A 19,210-nucleotide genomic window follows, 5' to 3' on the forward strand; every position below is an offset into this window, starting at 1 on the left:
GCATTCCCAGGAAAGTGTGTAACGGTTTTCCGTCCGGAAGTGCGTTGGAGCAAAAGGTTAGAGCATTTCGGTGTTTTCATGAAACATTGAAATGCTCTAGGTCCGGGATCGCGTGTGCGGGTGAAGGAAACCGCTCGTAACATCCGGGGCATTGGCCTCGGCGAGCCGGGAGAGGAATTGCTCCATGAGCGCGGATTCGCCGAAGCGGCGCATGGAGCGCTCGCTTGCGAGCGAAAATTCCGGGTCCACTTCGGTCAGGCGCGCCATTGTGCGCTGCGCTCCCTCAACGTCTCCCCGCTGGCTCAAAACCGCCGTCTGTATCAGCAGGCAATCCGCCTGCTGCGGCGCCCGGATGAGGCATTCCCGCAAGACCTCATCGGCTTCATCGAGACGACCGGCAGCATAGAGGGCCTGCCCGTAGACATAGGTATAATATTCCGGCGCCATGGGATGCAGCCGGCGCGCCCGCTCGGCGTTTTGCACCGCCTCGTCATAGCTGCCGAACCGGACCTGCGCCTTTGCCAGCGCCATCAGGCTGTCCGGGTCGTTCGGATTGAGTTCGACGGCCCTTTGTGCCGCCTGCATGGCGCCGGGATAATCGCCGGTTGCCGAGAGGCCAAAGCTGAGGACCTGATAGCCGGCAGCGAGGTTCGGATCGAGACGGACTGCCTGACGTGCTTCGCTGAGGCCGGTTTCCACATCGGTCGTCGTCGCCCTGCCGCTGAGGTTCTGCACGAAGTCGACGATATAGGTCATCCCCAGATTCGCGCGCGCCGCGGCGTAACCGGGGTCGAGCTCGAGGGCGCGATGAAGCAGCGCACGGGCGGCGATCAGCGCCTCCGCATCCTTCGAGCCGTGCTTGTAGCGGTCACGCGCCTGGAGCACGAGGTCGTAGGCCTGGAGGTTCTCGGTCGGCCGTTCCGCTGCATTCGAGACCTCCGACTCGCGCACATAGGAAACCAGATGCGAGACGATTTCGGCCGTCAGGTCGGTCTGAACCGCAAATATGTCCTCGACCCGGCGGTCGTAACTGCGCGACCAGAGATGCGCACCGCTGCGCGCATCGATCAACTGCGCCACCACGCGAAGCTGGTCCCCGGCGCGCCGGGCACTGCCTTCGACCACATAGCCGGCACCAAGCCTATCGCCTATCAGGCGGATGTCTTCTGCTTGACCGCGCAGGGCGAAGGTCGAATTGCGGGCAATCACCTGAAGCTCGGGGTTTCGCGCCAGATTGGCGATTATGTCCTCGGTAAGCCCGTCGGCGAAATAGGTCTGCTCGGCGTCGCCGCTCATATTGTCGAAGGGCAGCACCGCGACTGTCGGCCTTGCATCGGCGAGTTCGCCGCCCGCCAGGCGCGCGAGGCTGCCGGCCAGGTCGGCGCCGACGGCTCTTACCTCCGGCGCCTGCGTTGCGGCAGCGGCGAGGACAAGTGCCGCGGCCCCGATGGCGTAGGGCAATGCCGCGCGCCGGCCACGGGCGATCCGCCCGATCCAGCCGCGACCATTCTTTTCGTCCGCATCGAGCCGCACCGCATAGACGGCGAGCGGCTCGGGAATGTTCTTCGCCTGCCTCCGGCCGATGCTGTAGAAGAGCTTGCTGCGGTTTCGGTCGGCACTGCGGACCACCGCCTCGCTCACGAAAATGCCGCCCGGCTCGGCCATGGCTTCGAGCCGCGACGCGACGTTCACGCCGTCGCCGAACATGTCGCCGTCGGCTTCTATGACGTCGCCGAGGTTGATGCCAAGGCGCATGTCGAAGGGCTGCTCGGAAAATCCGTTCTGGATTTCGATCGCGGCATCGAGCGCCTCGTTGACGCTCGGAAACGTCGCGAGAAAACCGTCCCCCGTCGTCTTGAAGGTGCGGCCGCCGTGCTTCTCGACCGAAGGTATGATCAGTCCGCTGAACGTCGCCCGCAGGGCGGCATAGGTCGAGGATTCATCCTCGGACATTAGGCGGGTATAGCCGACGATGTCGCCAGCTACGATTGCTGCGAGTTTACGTTCCATCACGAGCCTCGACAGTCTTCACGCGCATCTTTATGGGACCGACCCCACCCGTCCACTCACAACTCCGTGTCCGCCGCATCGCCTGAGGAGCCTATCCTGCGGACAACGCGTACGCATTCCAGCTCGCCGCTGACAAGAAACCGGGATGATTGGCCGTAAGGAGGAAATGGCTACGCAGAAGGACGCGAACAGTCGCTCATACACTGCACAGGATTGCGGCCTTTGGGTGGCGACATTCCATTGCAGTCGGTCGGGTGCAGTCGGACGTTTCAGTGCTTCATCAAAACACTGAGACGCCCCAACCTTGAAGCTGCGCAGTTTCGGACGGAAACCGTTACACGCTTTTCCTGGATGCGCTCTCGCGCCACGCGAGGACCGGCCCCACGGCCTCGCGAAGCGCTGCGAGATCCGCCTCTTCGACCTTCCGGAAGGGGCGTCTGGAGGCTCCCCCGGGAAGACCCATGATGCCGAGCAGCGCCTTGGATCCCGGCATGACGCCGACCTTGATCAGCACCTGGATCACCCGGTTCGCCATGGCCTGCAACAGCCGGGCCTCCTCGATCCGCCCAGCCGCTACGCAGGCCCTGAGCACGACGAACAGATCGCCCATGAAGTTATAGGTGGTTCCTATCGCACCCTGTGCACCCATCGCGAAACCGGCCAGGCACATTTCATCATAGCCGTTGTAAACGATGGCGTCCGGTGCCGCATCCCGGATGCGTTCGAGCTGGAACATGTCGCTCGACGTATGCTTGATGCCGATGATGTTGGGATGGGAGAGAAGCTCGCCCAGTTCGGGCAAGGTGAAACCGCTGGTGCGGGCGGGGAAGTTATAGACGATGAGAGGCAGGGCCGAAGTATCGGCCAGCTCCCGGTAATGCGCCATGACTTCGGGCCGGGAGAAGTCGTAATAGAAGGGGGGAATGGCCGAGATCGCCTGGTAACCCGATTTGGCCGCGTGCTGCGAAAGCGTGAGCGCATCCCTCGTCGCGATCGTGCCGACATGAGCGATCAGCTTCAGGCGCCCGGACGCGGCGGTGGCAACGTCGGAGAGGTAGTCCGCGCGCTCGTCGAGCGACTGCAGCATCGCTTCGCCCGAGCTGCCGCCGACATAGACGCCATCGATGCCGAGCCGAACCTGAAAATCGAGGAGCGCCCCGATGGCCTGCCGGTCGATGCTTTCGTCTTCGCAAAACGGGGTAAGGAGGGCCGAATAGATCCCTTCGAGTTTCATCTTATGATCGCTTTCACTGGCTCGTGGAAAAAAAGCTCGGGCAATTGGCGGCGGGCGGCGGTGCCAAGCTCGATCACCGCTTCACCGGGGGCGGAACTATAGGGCCAGAGCAGCTCCGGCCCAATCGGGCACCAGCGGCCGGCGGCAGCCATCGCCTTGTCGAGTGCGGCGTTGGAAAGACCATATTCCACGGCAAGAGGCAGGACGTGCTCGTTCATGAAGCCGACGACGCGGGCCTCGAAGTCAAGAGCGCCTGCCGGGTCCTCCCGAAGATGATGCCACCACCTGACGGCGCCGGCGGGGCTCAGGCAGGCGACATTGGAATAGGAGCCGCGGCCGCCTGCGAGGCAGCCGCTCGCCATGAAATGTCCGGGAATGAAGACGGCGAGATCCGGCAGCTTGCGACGAAGCTCCCCATACCAGACTTCGTCGCCGCCCGGCAGTTTCGCCCCGATGAGCATCGGGAGACCGGCCTTTAACCTTGCGATCTCGTCGAGGCTCAGCCGGCACTTGGCATGAGGCGGGTTATAGACGATCAGCGGAATGTCAGGCGCAGTTGCCGCCATGCCGGCGAAGAAGACCTCCGCCTCGTCATAGCTCGGCGCCCACCAGTCCGGCAGGGTGATCTGAACGGCATCGGGTCGCAGAGAGGCGACGCGGGCCAGGCGTTCGCGCGCGACACGCCCATTCGAATGGGAAACGCCGATCTGGAACGGCAGGGCGACGGAATGGCAAAACTCGGCGACCAGCTGGCTCAGCCGGTCGAATTCTTCCTCCGTCTGGCTATGGAATTCGCCCGCAGTGCCGTTGGTGTAGACGCCCTGAAGTCCGCTTTCGCGAAGCGCGGAAAGCTGCTCGTCCAAAGCGGACCATTCGATTTCCCCTCGCCGGCCGACTGGCAGGAGCACTGCTCCCCAGATGCCTTCGGGCGGCTTGGCTTGGAGGCTCATCGGGCGGCTCCGAGCATCTGGTCGGGGATGAAGGTGACGAGCGCCGGAAAGACGGTGATCAGAACCAGGACGACGAAGAGCGGAACGAGAAGAGGCAGGATGCCGCGTGCGAGCACGCCGAAGGGAATGTCGGCAACCTTGGAGACGACGAAGAGCGCAACGCCCATGGGCGGCGTCAATATGCCGATCATCAGGTTGAACACGACCATGACACCGAAATGGACGGGATCCACCCCGAATTGGAGCGCGGTCGGGACCAACACCGGTACGATGAGCAGCAGGATTGCCAGGGCCTCGATAAACGTCCCGAGCGCAAGCAGCATGAGATTGACGAGGATCAGGAATGTCAGCGGGTCGTGCGCATAAGTGAGGAAGAACGTGGCGACGTGCTGGGGTACCTGCTCGCGCGCGATCACATAGCCGAATAGTGACACGCCCATGATGAGAAGGCCGACTGCGGCCGTATGGCTGACTGTCTCGCGCAGTACGGTCACGAGTTTGGCGAAGGTGATCTCACGGTAGACAAAGACACCGAGGAAGAGAGCATAGCTGGCCGCGACCACCGCAGCTTCGGTCGGCGAGAACACCCCTGCAAAGATGCCGCCGATGATGATGAAGGGCGTGATGAGCGGAAGCAGCGCATGCCAGAACGTGGACCACACACGGCGAAAGCCGGCGCGCTGGGCGGTCGCATAGTTCCGGCGCCAGGCGATCGCATAGACCATGATCATGAGCGAGGCCGCGCAAAGAAGCCCCGGTACGATCCCGCCGAGGAAAAGGCCTCCGATCGAGGTATTGGCGATCACGCCATAGACGACGAGGGGAATGGAAGGCGGGATGAGCGGGCCTATGATTGCCGATGCGGCCGTGACCGAACCGGAAAACTGCTCGTCATAGCCGGCGTCGCGCATGGCCTTGATCTCAAGCTGACCAAGGCCGGCGGCATCGGCGACGGCGGAGCCGGACATGCCGGAAAACAGCACGCTCGCCATGATGTTCACATGACCGAGCCCGCCCCTGATATGGCCGACGAGCGCCTTGGCGAAGTCGAAGATGCGCTCGGTTACGCCCGAAAGATTCATCAATTGTGCGGTGAGGATGAAAAAGGGGACCGCCAGCAGCGGGAAGCTGTTGAGGCCGGCGATCATGCGCTGGCCGGCAAAGTTCAGGCCCGTTCCCTGCCAGAGCATGTAGGCAAGCGCAGCCACGATCAGCGTAAATCCGACCGGCATGCCGGCAATCAGAAGGGCAAACCATCCCCCGAAAAGCGTCGCCATCTATAGATACCTTTCGAAGGGGGCTTCGGCCGAAGGGCGGCGGCTGCCGAAGAGCAGCCGGACATCCCGCGCCATGACAAGCATGATCCGGACAGCCGCCAGCAGGCCGAATACGGGCAAGGCGCCGTAAAGCCACGATTCCGGAACGCCGATCGCGATCGACATGACCTTGTGGGCGCGCAAGGTCCCGAAGAAACCGTAGTAAACGAGAACGAGCAGCGCGGTGAGCACCAGGACATCCAAAACGATCCGCAGGAAGAGCTGCGCCCGCTCCGGGAGCATTTGCGGCACGATATCCATGGTGATGTGTGTCCGTGAGGTGACGCCCTCCGCGGCGCCAAGCGCCACCAGCCAGACGAAGGCATAACGCGCAGCCTCCTCCGTCCAGAACATCGGATCCTGGAAGACGAAACGGGTGACGATCTGCAGTGCGATCACGACGAAGGCGAAGACCAGCAGGATCGTGGCCAGTGTCTCTTCGATATGGGCAAAGCTTCGCCAGCGGCTTGGATTGGCCATTTGTTGAACTCCCCGGAATGGAGGGCGCGGCCAGCTCTGGCCGCGCCTGCGGGTGGTTAACGGAGATCGAGCAGCGTCTTCACCGTGCCGGTACCGAATTTAGCGTCGAGATCGGCATAGACTGGCTTCATCGCCTCCTGGAACGCTGCCTTGTCGGGCTCGATCACGGTGATGCCGCGCTCGCGAAAATCGCTGACGAGGTTCGCTTCCTTCTCGCTTACCAGCTTGTCGTTCAGGGCGCCGCCCGCCTCGAATGCCTCCATAACGACCTTCTGGTCGGCGGGCTCGAGCGCATTCCACGTGTCTTCCGACATGAGGATGAGTTGGTCCTGCACCAGATGCCCGGTCAGGGAAACATGGGACTGCACCTCGGTGAACTTCATCGAGTCGATGATGGGTAGCGGGTTTTCCTGGCCGTCCACCTGATTGGTCTGGAGTGCAAGATAGACCTCGGCGAATGCGACCGGCGTGGGGCTCGCGCCCATCGCCTTTGCCCAGGTAAGAAGCGGCGCGGAGTTCGGGACGCGCAGCTTCATGCCCGCGAAATCGGCAGGCTTTTCGATGGGCTTCTTTGCCGTCGTGTGCCGCGTTCCAAAGTACCAGGAGTCGACCATGCGCCACTTGTGCTCGGTCCGCATCTCGTCGACGATCCCCTTACCCCACTCGGAGGCGATGATCTTCTGAAGGTGATCGAAGTCGCCGACGACGTAGGCGGTGCTCGCCAACACGGCCCGCGGAACCCAGGCGTCCATGCCGCCGAACGGATTCAGCGTGAAGTCGAGTTCGCCGAGCGTCACCTGCTCCATCATCTCGGTGAATGTCCCGAGCTGAGAATTCGGGAAGATTTCCAGCGTCAGTCGGCCGCCCGATTTTTCCTTGATGATGCGCGCGGCCTCCGTGACGCCCTCGAATTGCGGGTCGCCGGCCGTACCCTGCATCCCCAGGCGCAAGGTGCGCGCCTCTTGAGCCATGGCTTGCGAACCCATCAGCAGCCCCGCAAGCACGATCGTAATCAATCCCGTTTTCATTGTTGCTCCTCCCACTATCGGCCCGATGCTATGGGCTCGTTTGCCTGTATTTGCGCGCCGCACTCTCCAGGTGCTCGCGCATGACCCGTCCGGCACGCTCCGGATCGCGGGCGCGGATGGCCTCCACGATCACCACGTGCTCCTCGAAACTCTCCCGGTTGGAAATCTCCGGCCTGGTCGGCAGAGGCCTTTGGCCGATCAGCCAATCCACGAACGCATCGTGGACCGCGACGAAAATGGGGTTCGAGACCATCTGGGTCAGCGTGCGATGAAAGGCGACATCGGTGGCGGCAAAGGCGCGGGCCTTGCCGATCGCAGCCTCGTTGCGCGCCAGCGCGGCGTCGATCGCCTCGATCTGCTCCGCTGTCGCATGGGCCGCAAGATGGCGCGCGCATCCCTCCTCCAGAAACAGGCGGGCCTGCTCGAAATTGGCCACACCCTCGGGTTGGCCGAGCAGCATGCGCGCAGCGCCAGCAAGCGAAGACAGGAAATGGTCCGGCGTCGGCCGCGTGACTTTGGCACGCTCGCCCGTGCTGACCTTCACGAGCCCCATCCGCTCCAGGGCATAAAGCGCTTCCCGGATCGAGGGCCGCCCGACCCCGAACAATTCCATCAGGTCTCGCTCGGAAGGGAGCGTCGCACCCAAAGGATAGATCTCGTCGCGGATCATCTCCTCCAGTTTCAACCGGACTTCGTCGGAAAGCTTCTTGCGGACGGCGAGTGTGCTCATGGTGTGATTGTTAAGGTGTTATACCATATGAGTCAAGAGAACTCGCAGGCGCAGTCGACAACCGCGCGCTCACACCGCTTGCAGCAGCGCGGCGCCACCTATCCGCCGCCCGTGCGGACCGCAGCGTTCATCTGGTTCAATGTCTGCGAAGAAGATATCCGATCGCCAGGCCGAGACCGGCAAGGACCAGGATCGTTTGCAGAGGACGGCGAGGCTCGGCGGCGCCGGCGCGTTCGTCCGCGCGCCCGGCATCCGGGGTGTCGACCACCCTGGTATGCGGGCGATCGAAGCCGGACGCGACCTGCTCATGCCAACGTCCGGCGGGATCCTGGAATTCGATGGCCTCGGTAGAGCCGGGAAGCTCATGATGGCGCGCCGCGATCTCGGCTGCGGCCAGTGCATCGTCATGGGTAAGGAAGGTTTCGGAGAAGACGTCGTCTACCTTGTAGGCCCAGCCCCCGTCGTGTTCCACAATCTCATATCGTATCGTCACCATGGCGATGCTCCCGTTTGAAGGAGGAAAACATCCGGCGCCTTGCTTGGTTCCGCAATTATCGGCGTCCGCGAAGGTCGCCATGGTGACGAGACACTGGCTGCTCCGATCACCGGGTATTCCGACCGACCGATTTGCAAAGTATTCCCCTTGCTTGACAAAGCGCAACGATCGTAACATGCCCTGACGTGCCCTTCTGCGTGTAATACAAACTGCCGCTGCGACCTTTGCGCGTCCGACTGGACGTGTGGCGCTGCAGGCATAAATCTCGGAACGGCTCAGTGGCACGCGAAGCATTATGGGAGAAATTGATGAAACATGAACGGATTACCCTGCGCGGAGCGCAGATCGCCGCGCTCTCGGCAGCATTGTTTTTCTCGGGCAGCGCCGCGGCGCAGCAGAAATTCGTGACAATCGGCACCGGCGGCGTCACCGGCGTCTATTATGCCGCGGGCGGCGCCATCTGCCGGCTTCTGAACAAGGACCGCAAGACGCACGGCATCCGCTGTTCGGTCGAATCCACCGGCGGATCGGCGTTCAACGTGAACACGATCAAGGAGGGCGAGCTCGACTTCGGCATGGCGCAGTCCGATGTGCAGTACAACGCTTTCAAAGGCGAAGAGGCATTCAAGGAGGGCGGCGCGCATGCCGACCTCAGGGCGGTCTTCTCGATTCATCCGGAGCCGTTCACGGTGCTGGCGCACCCGAATGCCGGCGTGACGAAGTTCGAGGACTTCAAGGGCAAGCGCTTCAATGTCGGCAATCCCGGTTCCGGAACGCGCGCTTCCATGGAGCGCCTGCTCGGCGCCATGGGCTGGACGCTCGCCGACTTCTCGCTCGCATCCGAACTCAAGGCGGACGAGCATGGCCCGGCGCTTTGCGACGGCAAGATCGACGGCTTCTTCTACGGCGTGGGGCATCCCTCCGCCAATATTCAGGATCCGACGACGACCTGCGCGGCGAAGCTGGTGCCGCTGACCGGCGAAGTCGTCGACAAGCTGGTCGCCGACAATCCCTATTACGCCAAGGCGACCATTCCGGGCGGCCTCTACAACAACAATCCGGAGGACACGGAAACCTTCGGCGTTCTGGCGACACTGGTCACCTCCGCCAACGTTCCGGAAGAGAGCGTCTACGCGCTGACGAAAGCGGTTTTCGAGAATTTCGACGAGTTCAAGTCGCTGCACCCGGCTTTCGCCAATCTCGAGCCCGCCAAGATGATCAAGGACGGCCTCTCTGCACCACTGCATCCGGGTGCGGAAAAATATTACAAGGAAAAGGGCTGGCTGAAGTAAGCTTCGCTTTCTGACGTCTACCGGCGGGCCAAAGGCGGCTCGCCGGCAATATCGGCATGGGAGGGTGTCACGAGCGAACTTCAAGAACGGCAGGTCGATGTCGACCTCGAGCAACTGGTCGCCGAAGCGGATACCGGCGGACGCAACGCCAAAGGATTGACCGGGCAGATCTTGCTCTGCACCGCTGTGGCATGGTCGCTGTTCCAGCTCTGGTACGCGTCTCCCCTGCCCTTCGTCTTCGGCTTCGGCATTCTCAACGATACCGAAGCCCGCGCCATCCATCTCGGTTTCGCGCTGTTCCTGACCTTCCTTGCCTATCCCGCGCTGAAGAGTTCGCCGCGCGACCGGGTGCCGCTCGCCGATTGGGTGCTCGCGGCGCTCGGCGCCTTCGCGGGCGCCTATCTGTTCCTCTTTTATGGCGAGCTTGCCGGACGGCCCGGCCAGCCCTCGACGCTCGATCTCGTCACCGGTACGGTCGGGATCCTGCTGCTGCTCGAGGCCACGCGCCGCGCGCTCGGCCTGCCGATGGTGTGCGTCGCCGCCGTGTTCATCTTCTACACCTTCGCCGGCCAGTACATGCCCGACGTCATCCAGCATCGCGGCGCTTCGCTGGTGAAGTTCATCAACCACCAGTGGCTGACGACGGAGGGCGTTTTCGGCATCGCGCTCGGCGTATCGACGAGTTTCGTTTTCCTCTTCGTCCTGTTCGGAACGCTGCTCGAAAAGGCCGGCGCCGGCAACTGGATGATGCAGATCTCCATCGCCTTGCTCGGGCATCTGCGCGGCGGCCCCGCCAAGGTGGCCGTCGTCTCCTCGGCGCTAAACGGCGTCGTCTCCGGCTCCTCGGTTTCCAACGTCGTGTCGGGTGGCATATTCACCATTCCCCTGATGAAACGCACGGGACTTTCCGGTGTGAAGGCCGGCGCGATCGAGGCAACCGCATCGATCAACGGCCAGATCATGCCGCCGGTCATGGGCGCCGCCGCGTTTCTGATGGTCGAATATGTCGGCATTCCCTATTCGGAGATCGTCAAGCACGCGCTGCTTCCAGCAGTCTTTTCCTACATCGCGCTTCTCTACATGGTGCATCTGGAGGCGGTGAAGCTGAACATGCAGCCGATCCCCCAGCGTCCCACGCCGGCACGCGAAAGGTGGCTGCGCATGGGCCTGGGGCTTGCGGGCAGCGTGCTTGCAATCTGCCTGCTCTATTACGGCATCATTGCCATCCGGGCCGCATTCGGAGCAGGCGCGCCCTTGCTGCTCGCGATTGCGGGCGTGGCGCTCTATCTCGCGACGATCTGGTATTCGTCCCGTTATCCCGACCTGGAACTCGACGATCCGGATGCTCCTATCCTCGAACTGCCGCGCGCATGGGACGTTACACGGACCGGGCTCGATTTCCTCATTCCCATCGTCGTTCTGCTCTGGTGCCTCATGGTCGAGCAGCTTTCGCCGGGCCTCTCCGCCTTCTGGGCCACGCTGACGATCCTCGCAATCGTCGCCACCCGCAAACCGCTGATGGCGATCTTCCGGAAAGAGAATTTCGCAAGCGCGGTCCGTGCGGCCGCCTGGGACCTCGTCGACGGCCTGGCGCTCGGCGCGCGCAACATGATCGGCATCGCGGTCGCAACGGCGACGGCCGGCATCGTCGTCGGAACGATCACGCTTACGGGTCTGGGCCTGATGATGACGGAACTCGTCGAATTCATCTCGGGCGGAAACGTCATCATGATGCTCGTTCTCATTGCCGCGATCAGCCTTGTGCTCGGCATGGGGATCCCGACTACCGCCAATTACATCCTGGTGGCCACTCTCATGGCGCCGGTCGTCGTCGAGCTCGGCTCGCAGGCGGGCCTTGCCATCCCCTTGATTGCCGTCCATCTCTTCGTCTTCTATTTCGGCATCATGGCCGACATCACGCCGCCCGTCGGACTGGCCTCCTTCGCGGCGGCGGCGATTTCCAAGGAAGACCCGATCGCGACTGGCTTCCAAGGAGCATTCTACTCGCTGCGCACCGCGATCCTGCCGTTCGTGTTCATATTCAATCCGGCGATCCTGCTGATCGGCGTCGACACCTGGGCGCATACACTTTGGGTCGCCTTCGTCTCGCTTGCCGCCATCCTCATCTTCTCGGCCGCGACGATGAACTGGTTCGTGACGAAAAGCCGGCTGTGGGAGAGCGCGGTCCTGCTGCTCGTCTGCTTCACGCTGTTCCGTCCCGATTGGTGGCTCAACCAGATCTCGCCACCCTATGAGGAACTGCCCGCCTCAGAATTCCTGCGGTCCGTCGAGGAGGCTCCGGCAAAGGGCCGGATCAACTTCGTGGTCCAAGGCTTCGACCTGATGGGTGACGAGGTTCGCAAGACCGTCAACGTCCCGCTCGGCGAGCCCGGCGAGCCGCTTCAACGGCTGCAATCGATCGGGCTCACGGTCACACCGGCGGGCGACAGTCTGATGATCAGCAACGTCGACTTCGGCTCCTATGCCAAGCGCATCGGCCTCGATGTCGGCTTTGACGTCGTCGCAGTGCTGAGAAAAGCCGAGCAACCGTCAGGCGCCATCCCGGTGGGTATCGCGCTGGCCGTGACCGCGGGAATTGCCGGCTTGCAGTTCGCGCGCAGAAAGGCCGACCGCAGCGGAGCCGGTCTGACGGGCACCGCGCGCAAATAAGCGACAGTCATGCCGCCGAGGATTCCCGCACGACCAGTAGTGGCGGGGCGATCGCGTGCCGTTGGGGCTCATTGCCCTCCATCGCTGCGATCAGCACGTCGATCGCCGCTTCCGCGACCTGATCCAGATGCAGGTTGACAGCCGTCAATTGCGGCGTCGCGAGTTTTGCCCGCATTCCGTCGTATCGCGTCGCCAGTCGTAGACCATGCGGAACGGGACGGTCGAGCAACCGGGCGGCATCGAGCACGCCCCTGGCGAAAGCGTCGACAGGCACGCATAACGCGTCGATATCCGGATTGCTTCGCAGGAGCCTTTCGGCAGCGGCGGCAGCCTCCGATTCCCCGCCGCTTTCGTCGATGCGCACGGCAACCGGTGAAAACCCCCTCTCCGCGGCGTAAGCCGCATAGACGGCCTCGGTCTCGATGTAGGAATTGCGCCGCTGCTCGCCGGTAATCAGGCCGACCCGGCGGCTGTTCGCGCCAAGGTGCTCCAGCATCAGCCGGGCCGTCGCAGTGCTCTGAATATCCACCGACGGAATGTCCTCTCTCCCCGGCGCCCGCCCGATCGAGACAACGGGTACGCCGCGGGCAGAGAAGAAATCCAGTAACCGGTCTTCGACCATGGGTTCGATGATTATGGCGCCGTCGACTTCCAGCGCGTCGAGGTTGGAGTCGGGCTCCAAAGGCGGCACCAGGCAGAGGGCGAGATGCCGCGAAAGAGCCGTAACGGCAGCGGCGGCAGCGATCTCCATCAGGAAGCCCAGCCGCGCAGGGCCTGCAGCCACAGCAAAGGGCATTGACGATGCCAGGGCGATGATCCCCGCCCCGCCCGTTCTGAGCCTGCGGGCCCGGGGATTGGCCCGGTAACCCATCTTGTCCGCCAGCGCCACGATCCTGGCTTTCGTCTCGGGGTCGACATAGCGCCGTCCGCTGAAAGCGTGGGAAACCGTGGTCGGCGATACGCCCGCTGCCTTCGCCAATTCCACGATCGTCGATCTTGCCATCCGAACACCCCGTCCATGAACCGGCCCGGATGATGGCATTGCGGCGCGGCTTTTACAAATCGATTTGCCAGACCGCAAGAATGTGCTATCACACACCATGCAAAACGATTTGCATAGCCAGCGGGAGAGAGGCTGGCGTGGGAGGAGATCAAATGAGCGGGAACAAAATCGATTCTATCGACCCGACGGACCAAGTGCTGCCGCCGCGCAGCCTGCTTCTGTTCGGTCTTCAGCATGTGCTGGTGATGGCTGCTTCGCCGATCACCGCGGTGTTTCTTGTAAGCAAGGCGCTCGGCTTTTCCGATGCGCTGACCGTCTCGCTGATCAGCGCGACGTTTCTGATCTGCGGCCTGGGCACGATCCTGCAGAGTTTCGGACCGGCGGGCTTCGGCGCGCGGCTGCCGTTCATCATGGTGCCGGGTGGCGCGCCGATCGCGATCTTTCTGGCCATCGCCCAGCAGACCGACGTGCAGACCGCCGTCGGCGCGGTGATCCTCACCGCAGTCTTCTATTTCCTTGCGCTGCCGGTATTCCGCCGGCTGCTCCGCTATTTTCCGCCCATCGTGGTCGGGACCATGCTCCTTCTCGTATCGGTGAACCTCGTGCGCATCTACGGCGGCACGATCACCGGCAAGCAGGGGAGCGAAGGCTTCGCCGATCCGATGAATGTCGGGCTTGCCCTTGCGACGATCGCGCTGACGATAATCTTCGCAAGAGTCTTCACGGGCACGCTTCAGCGCATCTCGGTGATGCTCGGCCTCATCGCGGGTTCGGCGATCGCCATGGGAGCCGGGTATATGGATCTTTCCGGCATCTTCGACGGCCCGGTGATTGCCGTGCCCCAGCTTCTTCCGTTCGGAATGCCGAAGTTCGACTTTTTCGCCGCCCTTCCGCTGATCGTGTTCTCGATCATATCGATGGCCGAAGCGACCGGGCAGACCATTGCCACCGCCGAGATCGTCGGGCGTCGGGGCGACGCTCACGCGATCGTGCCCGCGACCATCCGCGGCGACGCCGTCGCCTCGCTCGTCGGCGGTCTGTTCGGAACCTCGCTTATCATCACCAGCGGTGAAAATGTGGGTATCGTCCGGGCAACCAACGTCAAATCCCGCTACGTCACCGCAACGGCCGGCGTAATCCTCGTCCTCATCGCCCTGTTTGCGCCGATCGGTCGTCTGGCGAATGCCCTGCCCGGCCCCGTCGTCGGTGGAACGGCTGTGATCGTGTTCTCGATCATCGGCGTGATCGGGATCGATCTTCTGCGTCGCGTCGATCTGCGCGAGCACGGCCCGATGTTCACGCTCGCGGCGGCGCTTTCCATGGGGCTTCTGCCGATCCTGGTCCCGGGCGTCTACAGCCAGTTCCCGCAATGGAGCCAGATGATCCTCGCCAACGGACTTGCCGCCGGAACAATCACGGCGGTGATTGTGAACGCTTTTTTTCAACACCTGCCTCTGGAGCAATTCCAGGCAAAGTGCGCAGCCGTTTTCCGTCCGGAGTAGCGGCAAAACAAGGATCAGAGCATTTCCGCGGTTCAAAGCGGGAATGCTCTGGACGCCTAAAAGGCAGCAGCCAGCAGCGTCGAAGCTGAAATTCAAAGGAATACAAAAGTGACGGAATTGCGCAACAAGTTACAGGGCAGCGGTGAATTCCTGCTTCACCCCGGCAAGGTTCTCCTGCCGGACGGGCCTCGATCCGGAATGGGGGTAGTGGTCCGCGACGGGCGCTTCACGGACATCGGGGCCGCAGGGCTTGTCGGCAGCCGGAACCCGGATCTGACACCGATCGAGCTGCCGCATCATCTGGTGATGCCCGGCTTCATCGATACACATACCCATCTGACCCAGTCGCTCGGCAAATCGCTTGTCTTCGGCGAGCCTTCCGAGATCTTTCGCCGGATATGGGTGCCGCTCGAAGGCAGTCTCGACGAACGGATGGTCTATCTTTCCGCAAAGCTTGCGGCGCTCGAGTGCCTGCGCGGCGGCTTTACCGCCGCCGTCGATGCGGGCACGCGTTCAGCCGGCCATATCGATGCGCTGATACGGGCGGCGCGGCAAACCGGCCTGCGCAGCGTCATAGGCCTGATCTGCAACGACCTCGGCGGAGCCGCCATCGTCCCCGAACGCACGACGATCCTCAAGAATGCGGCCAGGCACCTGGCCGCATTCGAGGGCGACCCTCTCGTTCATGCCTCGCTCGCCATTTCCATTCCGGAGGCTGCCAGCGACCATATGCTGGCCGACGTTTCCCGAATGGCCCGTGAATCGGGAGCGATATTCCAGACCCATGTCAACGAACACCTCGTCGCCGTCGAGCGCTCGCTGGTCGCAAACGGCCGTCGTCCGCTGGAGCACCTCGCCCATCTGGGCGCCCTCGGCCAGCATGTGCTGATCGCCCATTCCACGCTGGTGACGCCTCACGAGCTGAACCTGTTGCGCGACAGCGGCACGGCCGTCGCCTACAATCCGGTCGCCAGCCTCTGGAAGGGCAATGCCATCGCGCCCGCCCTGCAGATGGCCGCCCTCGGCATTCGCTTCGGACTGGGAACGGACGGGACGCGCGCCGACGGCTTCCGTCTGATGGATGCCGCCGAAGGCCTGCAACGCGCCGGCTTCGGCCTTGCGACAGGCGACGCCTCCTGCGGCGGCGGCTGGCTCTGGGTCGAGCGGGCAACAGCTCAGGCTGCGGACGCCGCAGGTCTCGCCGGAGTGACCGGTGCGATCCGCGAGGGGCTTGCCGCCGATTTCCTTCTGGTCGACCTGGATCGTCCTGAATTCACCCCCTCCCACGATCTCACGTGGGAGCTCGTGCGCTACGGCAATCGCGACCAGATCGATGCAGTCTTCACCGCCGGGCAACTCCGTCTATGGCAGGGCTGGCCGGTTGGATGGGATGCACGCGCTCTTCTTGCCGAGGTGCGCGAGGTTACGGCCGAGGCCATCGCAAGGGCGCCGATCCAACGCGTCCACAAGCCGTCGTCCGAGCATCGGGCGCTGGGGCATTTCGCATGACCCTCGGCCTTTTTGCGATCCTGAGCGCCGTGACGCTCGTCTCGTCCTTCATCCAGGGTGCGCTCGGCATCGGCTTCGCACTGATCGTGGCGCCCGTCGTCGGCATCCTGAAGCCCGATCTCCTGCCGGTGACGCTGCTTCTTCTGATGCTGCCGCTCAATTTCCACGTCGCCTGGCGGGAACGGTCGGCGGTCGATTGGTCCGGCGCGAAATGGATCACGCTCGGCAGGTTCGCCGGCACCTTTGCCGGCGTGTGGCTGCTCGCCGCGCTCTCGACGCAGCAGCTGGATCTGGCCGTCGGCTGGTTCACGGTCATCGCCGCCGCCGCCGCGCTCTTCGCGCCACCCTTCGAACCGGGCCGCCCGAGCGCGCTTGGCGTCGGACTGTTCACCGGTGTGACCGAAACGGCGACCGGCATTGGCGGCCCGCCGCTCGCTCTCCTTTACCAGCACGCCCAGGGGCCGATACTCAGAGCAACCGTGGCGGTGTGCTTCTTCGTGGGCGAAATCATGTCGCTCGTGATACTCGCCTTTGCAGGGCGTCTCGGAGCGGACCAGCTACTGGCTGCGCTCTACCTCGCACCGGCGGTTCTCCTCGGAAGCGCTCTGTCGCGGCTGACGCACGACCATATTCGCGGCCGCGGCCTGCGCTTGGGCGTGCTCACCTTCGCGCTGGCCAGCGGGGCTTTTCTGATCGTGAGATAGGCGCACGCCCTGCTTGCCGTCAGGCCGTGAAACCCTGGTCGCAAAGCTCTCTGAGAGCGGCGGGCGAGAAACGGTCGAGCGCAAGCTCCGGCAACAGGTCGTTATCGGCCGCGAGGTTGCGGTTCATGGCAGCGGAAAACAGGCTCGTTCCCGCTTCGTGCAGAACAGCGGGCTGGCCGGCGATCCTTCCAAGCAGACTGGTGGGGACGAGCCCGAAGGGCACGTCCTCGTAGATGTACCGGCTGTCGGCTGTCGCCGGGCCGAAACCGCCCCGTCCTTCGGTGTGCATCTGCTGATTCATGTCCGAGACCGTGCCCATCGGCACATGGAAAGACAGGGAGAAATGTTCGCGTACGGTTCTGACCGACAGACCGAAGGTTTCGGCGATCTTCAGCCGCTCCGCGTCGAGCGCTTCGATCAATTGTCCGACAGCCGGCGTCACATGCTCGCCCTGTCCCCATTTCTCGCCCTTCTCCATACGGGTCAGGTTGAGAAGCGCGATGCCCAGGTGGTTCTGCGGGTTGAGGTTGGAAAGCGAGATGGCCAGAAGTCCGTCGCGCTCGACGAAGCGGTCGCCGAAGAGTTCCGTGCACAGCGCCTTCCCCTCGGCTGCGGCAGCCTTCGGCAAAGTGGCGACGTCGATTTTCTGGCGGACGGTATTGACGGAAACGCTTGCGCCGTCCGGCTGCTGGCGGCCGGTCAGTAGGGTCGTGCCCCAGACGATGATGGGCAGGGAAACGCCCCGTTCGGCCAGCCGCTTCGAAAGATAGAGCGCGCCGAAGGAGCTGTGCGAGCTGACGATCACGGGCTGGCCGGACTTCAGGTGCGGCAGCGCCGCATCGAACGCCACGCGATGACCATTGGCTGGCAGCGCAACGATGACCGCGTCGACGTCGGCGACCGCCTCGCTTGCGTCACGGGCAACCGCCACCGGGCCGGAAAACTCGACGGCGCCTGTCGCCGTCAGCGGCTCCCCTTCCGACAGTTTGCGCGTGCGCGCACCCGAAGGAGACCACAGAACGGGGTAATGACCGGCTTTTGCCAGGAAAGCTGCCATGCCGAAGGCGATCGCCCCGGCGCCGAGAATACCAATACGCATCGTGGTTCTGTCTTCCTTTCTCAAATGGCGACGTGCTTTGCCGCCTTGCAATCGAGGTCGCCCAACACCGCTCTTCGCGAAGCATCCAGCGGGAAACCGGAGATTTTTCACTGGATAGCACCGAAAAGAAAAATTGTCCTTTGTCACTGGCGCTTAAGATACGTTTTATGCAGTATGAGACAGCTATAATGCACTGGGCGCATGATTGTGATGGAGATACGGGAACTCGAGGCCTTTCTTGCGGTGATGTCCACCGGCAGCATCACCGCCGCCGCCCGGCTGCTCGATCGCTCCCAGTCCCAGGTCACGCGCCTCATCCAGGACCTCGAAACCTCCGTCGGCTTCGCGCTCTTCGACCGCAACGGTCCGAAGATCGCACCGAGCGAAAAGGGGATCGCCTTCCACGCGGAAGCCGAGCGCTTCCTGAGCGGCATCGGCCATTTGCGGGAGCGGGCAAGGACGATAGCGGAAAAGGAGCCGCAGCCGATCGAGATCGTGGCGATCCCGGCCTTCGCCAGCGGCATCATCCCCTTGGCGCTCGCGGCGTTGCCGGAAAGGCTGCTGCCGCGAAAAATCCATCTGCGCAGCCTGCCGGCAGAGGCGGCGGTGCAATCGGTTTTGGCCCGCACGGCAGATTTCTGCGTCACGTCTCTGCCGGCCGACCAGCCCGGACTGGAAGTGCACGGGGTGTTTCAGGGACCTTGCGTTGCCGCCGTGGCGGAAGGTGATCCCCTTGCCGCCTGCGAAGTGATTTCGATCGCAGATCTTGCCGGACGCAACATTATCACGATGGCCAATCCGTTCCGCCTGCGCCACCGCGTGGACCTGGCGTTGGAGGCAGCGAATATCCGCCCGGCCAGGATCATCGCGACCAGCGTTTCGGTCAACGCGGTACAGATCGCATCGACGGGGCTCGGCGTGGCAATCATCGAGCCTGCGACAGCCTACGGCTTGAAGCTGGCCAATGTCGCGGTCCGTCCGCTCGACGTCGACATTCCTTTCCCGTGGGCGATCTTTTCGGCCGCCGCGCGTCCGTTATCCGACAGCTCGCGCGAACTGATCCAGGCGATCATACAGATTGCTTCCGCCCACATCCCGGGATTTACCGCTCACGACCCGCGCAACGTCAATCGCGTCGCCGATATGATCTTGGGAGGAGACCAGACCGACGCACGCTAGCCCGCGCC

At 63.2% G+C, this 19,210-nt stretch carries 16 protein-coding genes; 6 read left to right on the top strand and 10 right to left on the bottom strand.

The genetic code is table 11. The annotated features are described in order from the left end of the window. Positions 1 to 96 precede the first annotated feature (96 nt). The 8 genes from CN933_RS25780 to CN933_RS25815 form a co-directional block, all read right to left on the bottom strand. Positions 97 to 2,010, bottom strand: a complete 1,914-nt coding sequence (locus CN933_RS25780) for an adenylate/guanylate cyclase domain-containing protein (protein WP_018097957.1) — start codon at positions 2,008 to 2,010, stop codon at positions 97 to 99. 334 nt (positions 2,011 to 2,344) lie between these two features. After that, positions 2,345 to 3,244 (bottom strand): N-acetylneuraminate lyase, encoded by a 900-nt coding sequence (locus CN933_RS25785; RefSeq protein WP_018097958.1) that lies wholly within the window; start codon positions 3,242 to 3,244, stop codon positions 2,345 to 2,347. Next, a complete protein-coding gene (locus tag CN933_RS25790; RefSeq protein ID WP_018097959.1) occupies positions 3,241 to 4,194 on the bottom strand; it encodes a dihydrodipicolinate synthase family protein in 954 nt (317 codons plus the stop codon). The genes CN933_RS25785 and CN933_RS25790 overlap by 4 nt, the downstream gene beginning before the upstream one ends. Then, positions 4,191 to 5,471 (bottom strand): TRAP transporter large permease, encoded by a 1,281-nt coding sequence (locus tag CN933_RS25795; protein ID WP_018097960.1) that lies wholly within the window; start codon positions 5,469 to 5,471, stop codon positions 4,191 to 4,193. Before CN933_RS25795 ends, CN933_RS25790 begins: the two co-directional genes overlap by 4 nt. After that, positions 5,472 to 5,990: a TRAP transporter small permease gene (locus tag CN933_RS25800; protein ID WP_102762856.1), complete on the bottom strand. Its 519-nt coding sequence runs from the start codon at positions 5,988 to 5,990 to the stop codon at positions 5,472 to 5,474. It lies immediately after the preceding gene. A gap of 56 nt (positions 5,991 to 6,046) precedes the next feature. Beyond that, positions 6,047 to 7,018: a sialic acid TRAP transporter substrate-binding protein SiaP gene (locus CN933_RS25805; RefSeq protein WP_018097962.1), complete on the bottom strand. Its 972-nt coding sequence runs from the start codon at positions 7,016 to 7,018 to the stop codon at positions 6,047 to 6,049. A gap of 28 nt (positions 7,019 to 7,046) precedes the next feature. Continuing rightward, positions 7,047 to 7,748 (bottom strand): transcriptional regulator NanR, encoded by a 702-nt coding sequence (locus tag CN933_RS25810; protein ID WP_018097963.1) that lies wholly within the window; start codon positions 7,746 to 7,748, stop codon positions 7,047 to 7,049. A 136-nt stretch (positions 7,749 to 7,884) separates the two neighbouring features. After that, positions 7,885 to 8,244, bottom strand: coding sequence for a hypothetical protein (locus CN933_RS25815; protein WP_026168912.1), 360 nt, complete (start codon positions 8,242 to 8,244; stop codon positions 7,885 to 7,887). Between the two features lie 308 nt (positions 8,245 to 8,552). Between CN933_RS25815 and CN933_RS25820 the strand changes: the two genes are divergently transcribed. Beyond that, positions 8,553 to 9,536: a TAXI family TRAP transporter solute-binding subunit gene (locus CN933_RS25820; RefSeq protein WP_018097965.1), complete on the top strand. Its 984-nt coding sequence runs from the start codon at positions 8,553 to 8,555 to the stop codon at positions 9,534 to 9,536. 156 nt (positions 9,537 to 9,692) lie between these two features. Then, a complete protein-coding gene (locus tag CN933_RS25825) occupies positions 9,693 to 12,206 on the top strand; it encodes a TRAP transporter permease (RefSeq protein WP_026168913.1) in 2,514 nt (837 codons plus the stop codon). A 7-nt stretch (positions 12,207 to 12,213) separates the two neighbouring features. Here CN933_RS25825 and CN933_RS25830 read toward each other — a convergent pair whose 3' ends face one another. Then, complete coding sequence (locus CN933_RS25830) at positions 12,214 to 13,209, bottom strand: LacI family DNA-binding transcriptional regulator (protein ID WP_102762857.1); 996 nt, start codon at positions 13,207 to 13,209, stop codon at positions 12,214 to 12,216. A gap of 152 nt (positions 13,210 to 13,361) precedes the next feature. Here CN933_RS25830 and CN933_RS25835 point away from each other — a divergent pair, with 152 nt between their 5' ends. The 3 genes from CN933_RS25835 (at position 13,362) to CN933_RS25845 (ending at position 16,924) form a co-directional block, all read left to right on the top strand. Further along, positions 13,362 to 14,711, top strand: a complete 1,350-nt coding sequence (locus tag CN933_RS25835; RefSeq protein WP_018097967.1) for a uracil-xanthine permease family protein — start codon at positions 13,362 to 13,364, stop codon at positions 14,709 to 14,711. 108 nt (positions 14,712 to 14,819) lie between these two features. Next, entirely contained in the window at positions 14,820 to 16,220 is a 1,401-nt protein-coding gene (locus CN933_RS25840; protein ID WP_018097968.1) for an amidohydrolase family protein, read from the top strand. Then, entirely contained in the window at positions 16,217 to 16,924 is a 708-nt protein-coding gene (locus CN933_RS25845) for a sulfite exporter TauE/SafE family protein (RefSeq protein ID WP_013850073.1), read from the top strand. Before CN933_RS25840 ends, CN933_RS25845 begins: the two co-directional genes overlap by 4 nt. 19 nt (positions 16,925 to 16,943) lie before the next feature. On the opposite strand, the gene CN933_RS25850 is transcribed toward CN933_RS25845, so the two are convergent. Beyond that, entirely contained in the window at positions 16,944 to 18,023 is a 1,080-nt protein-coding gene (locus CN933_RS25850; RefSeq protein WP_018097969.1) for an NAD/NADP-dependent octopine/nopaline dehydrogenase family protein, read from the bottom strand. A 201-nt stretch (positions 18,024 to 18,224) separates the two neighbouring features. Between CN933_RS25850 and CN933_RS25855 the strand changes: the two genes are divergently transcribed. Further along, positions 18,225 to 19,202 (top strand): LysR family transcriptional regulator, encoded by a 978-nt coding sequence (locus CN933_RS25855; RefSeq protein WP_018097970.1) that lies wholly within the window; start codon positions 18,225 to 18,227, stop codon positions 19,200 to 19,202. Positions 19,203 to 19,210 lie beyond the last annotated feature (8 nt).

Origin of the sequence: Sinorhizobium sp. M4_45 (assembly GCF_002885915.1) — a bacterium.
GTDB lineage: Bacteria > Pseudomonadota > Alphaproteobacteria > Rhizobiales > Rhizobiaceae > Sinorhizobium > Sinorhizobium meliloti_A.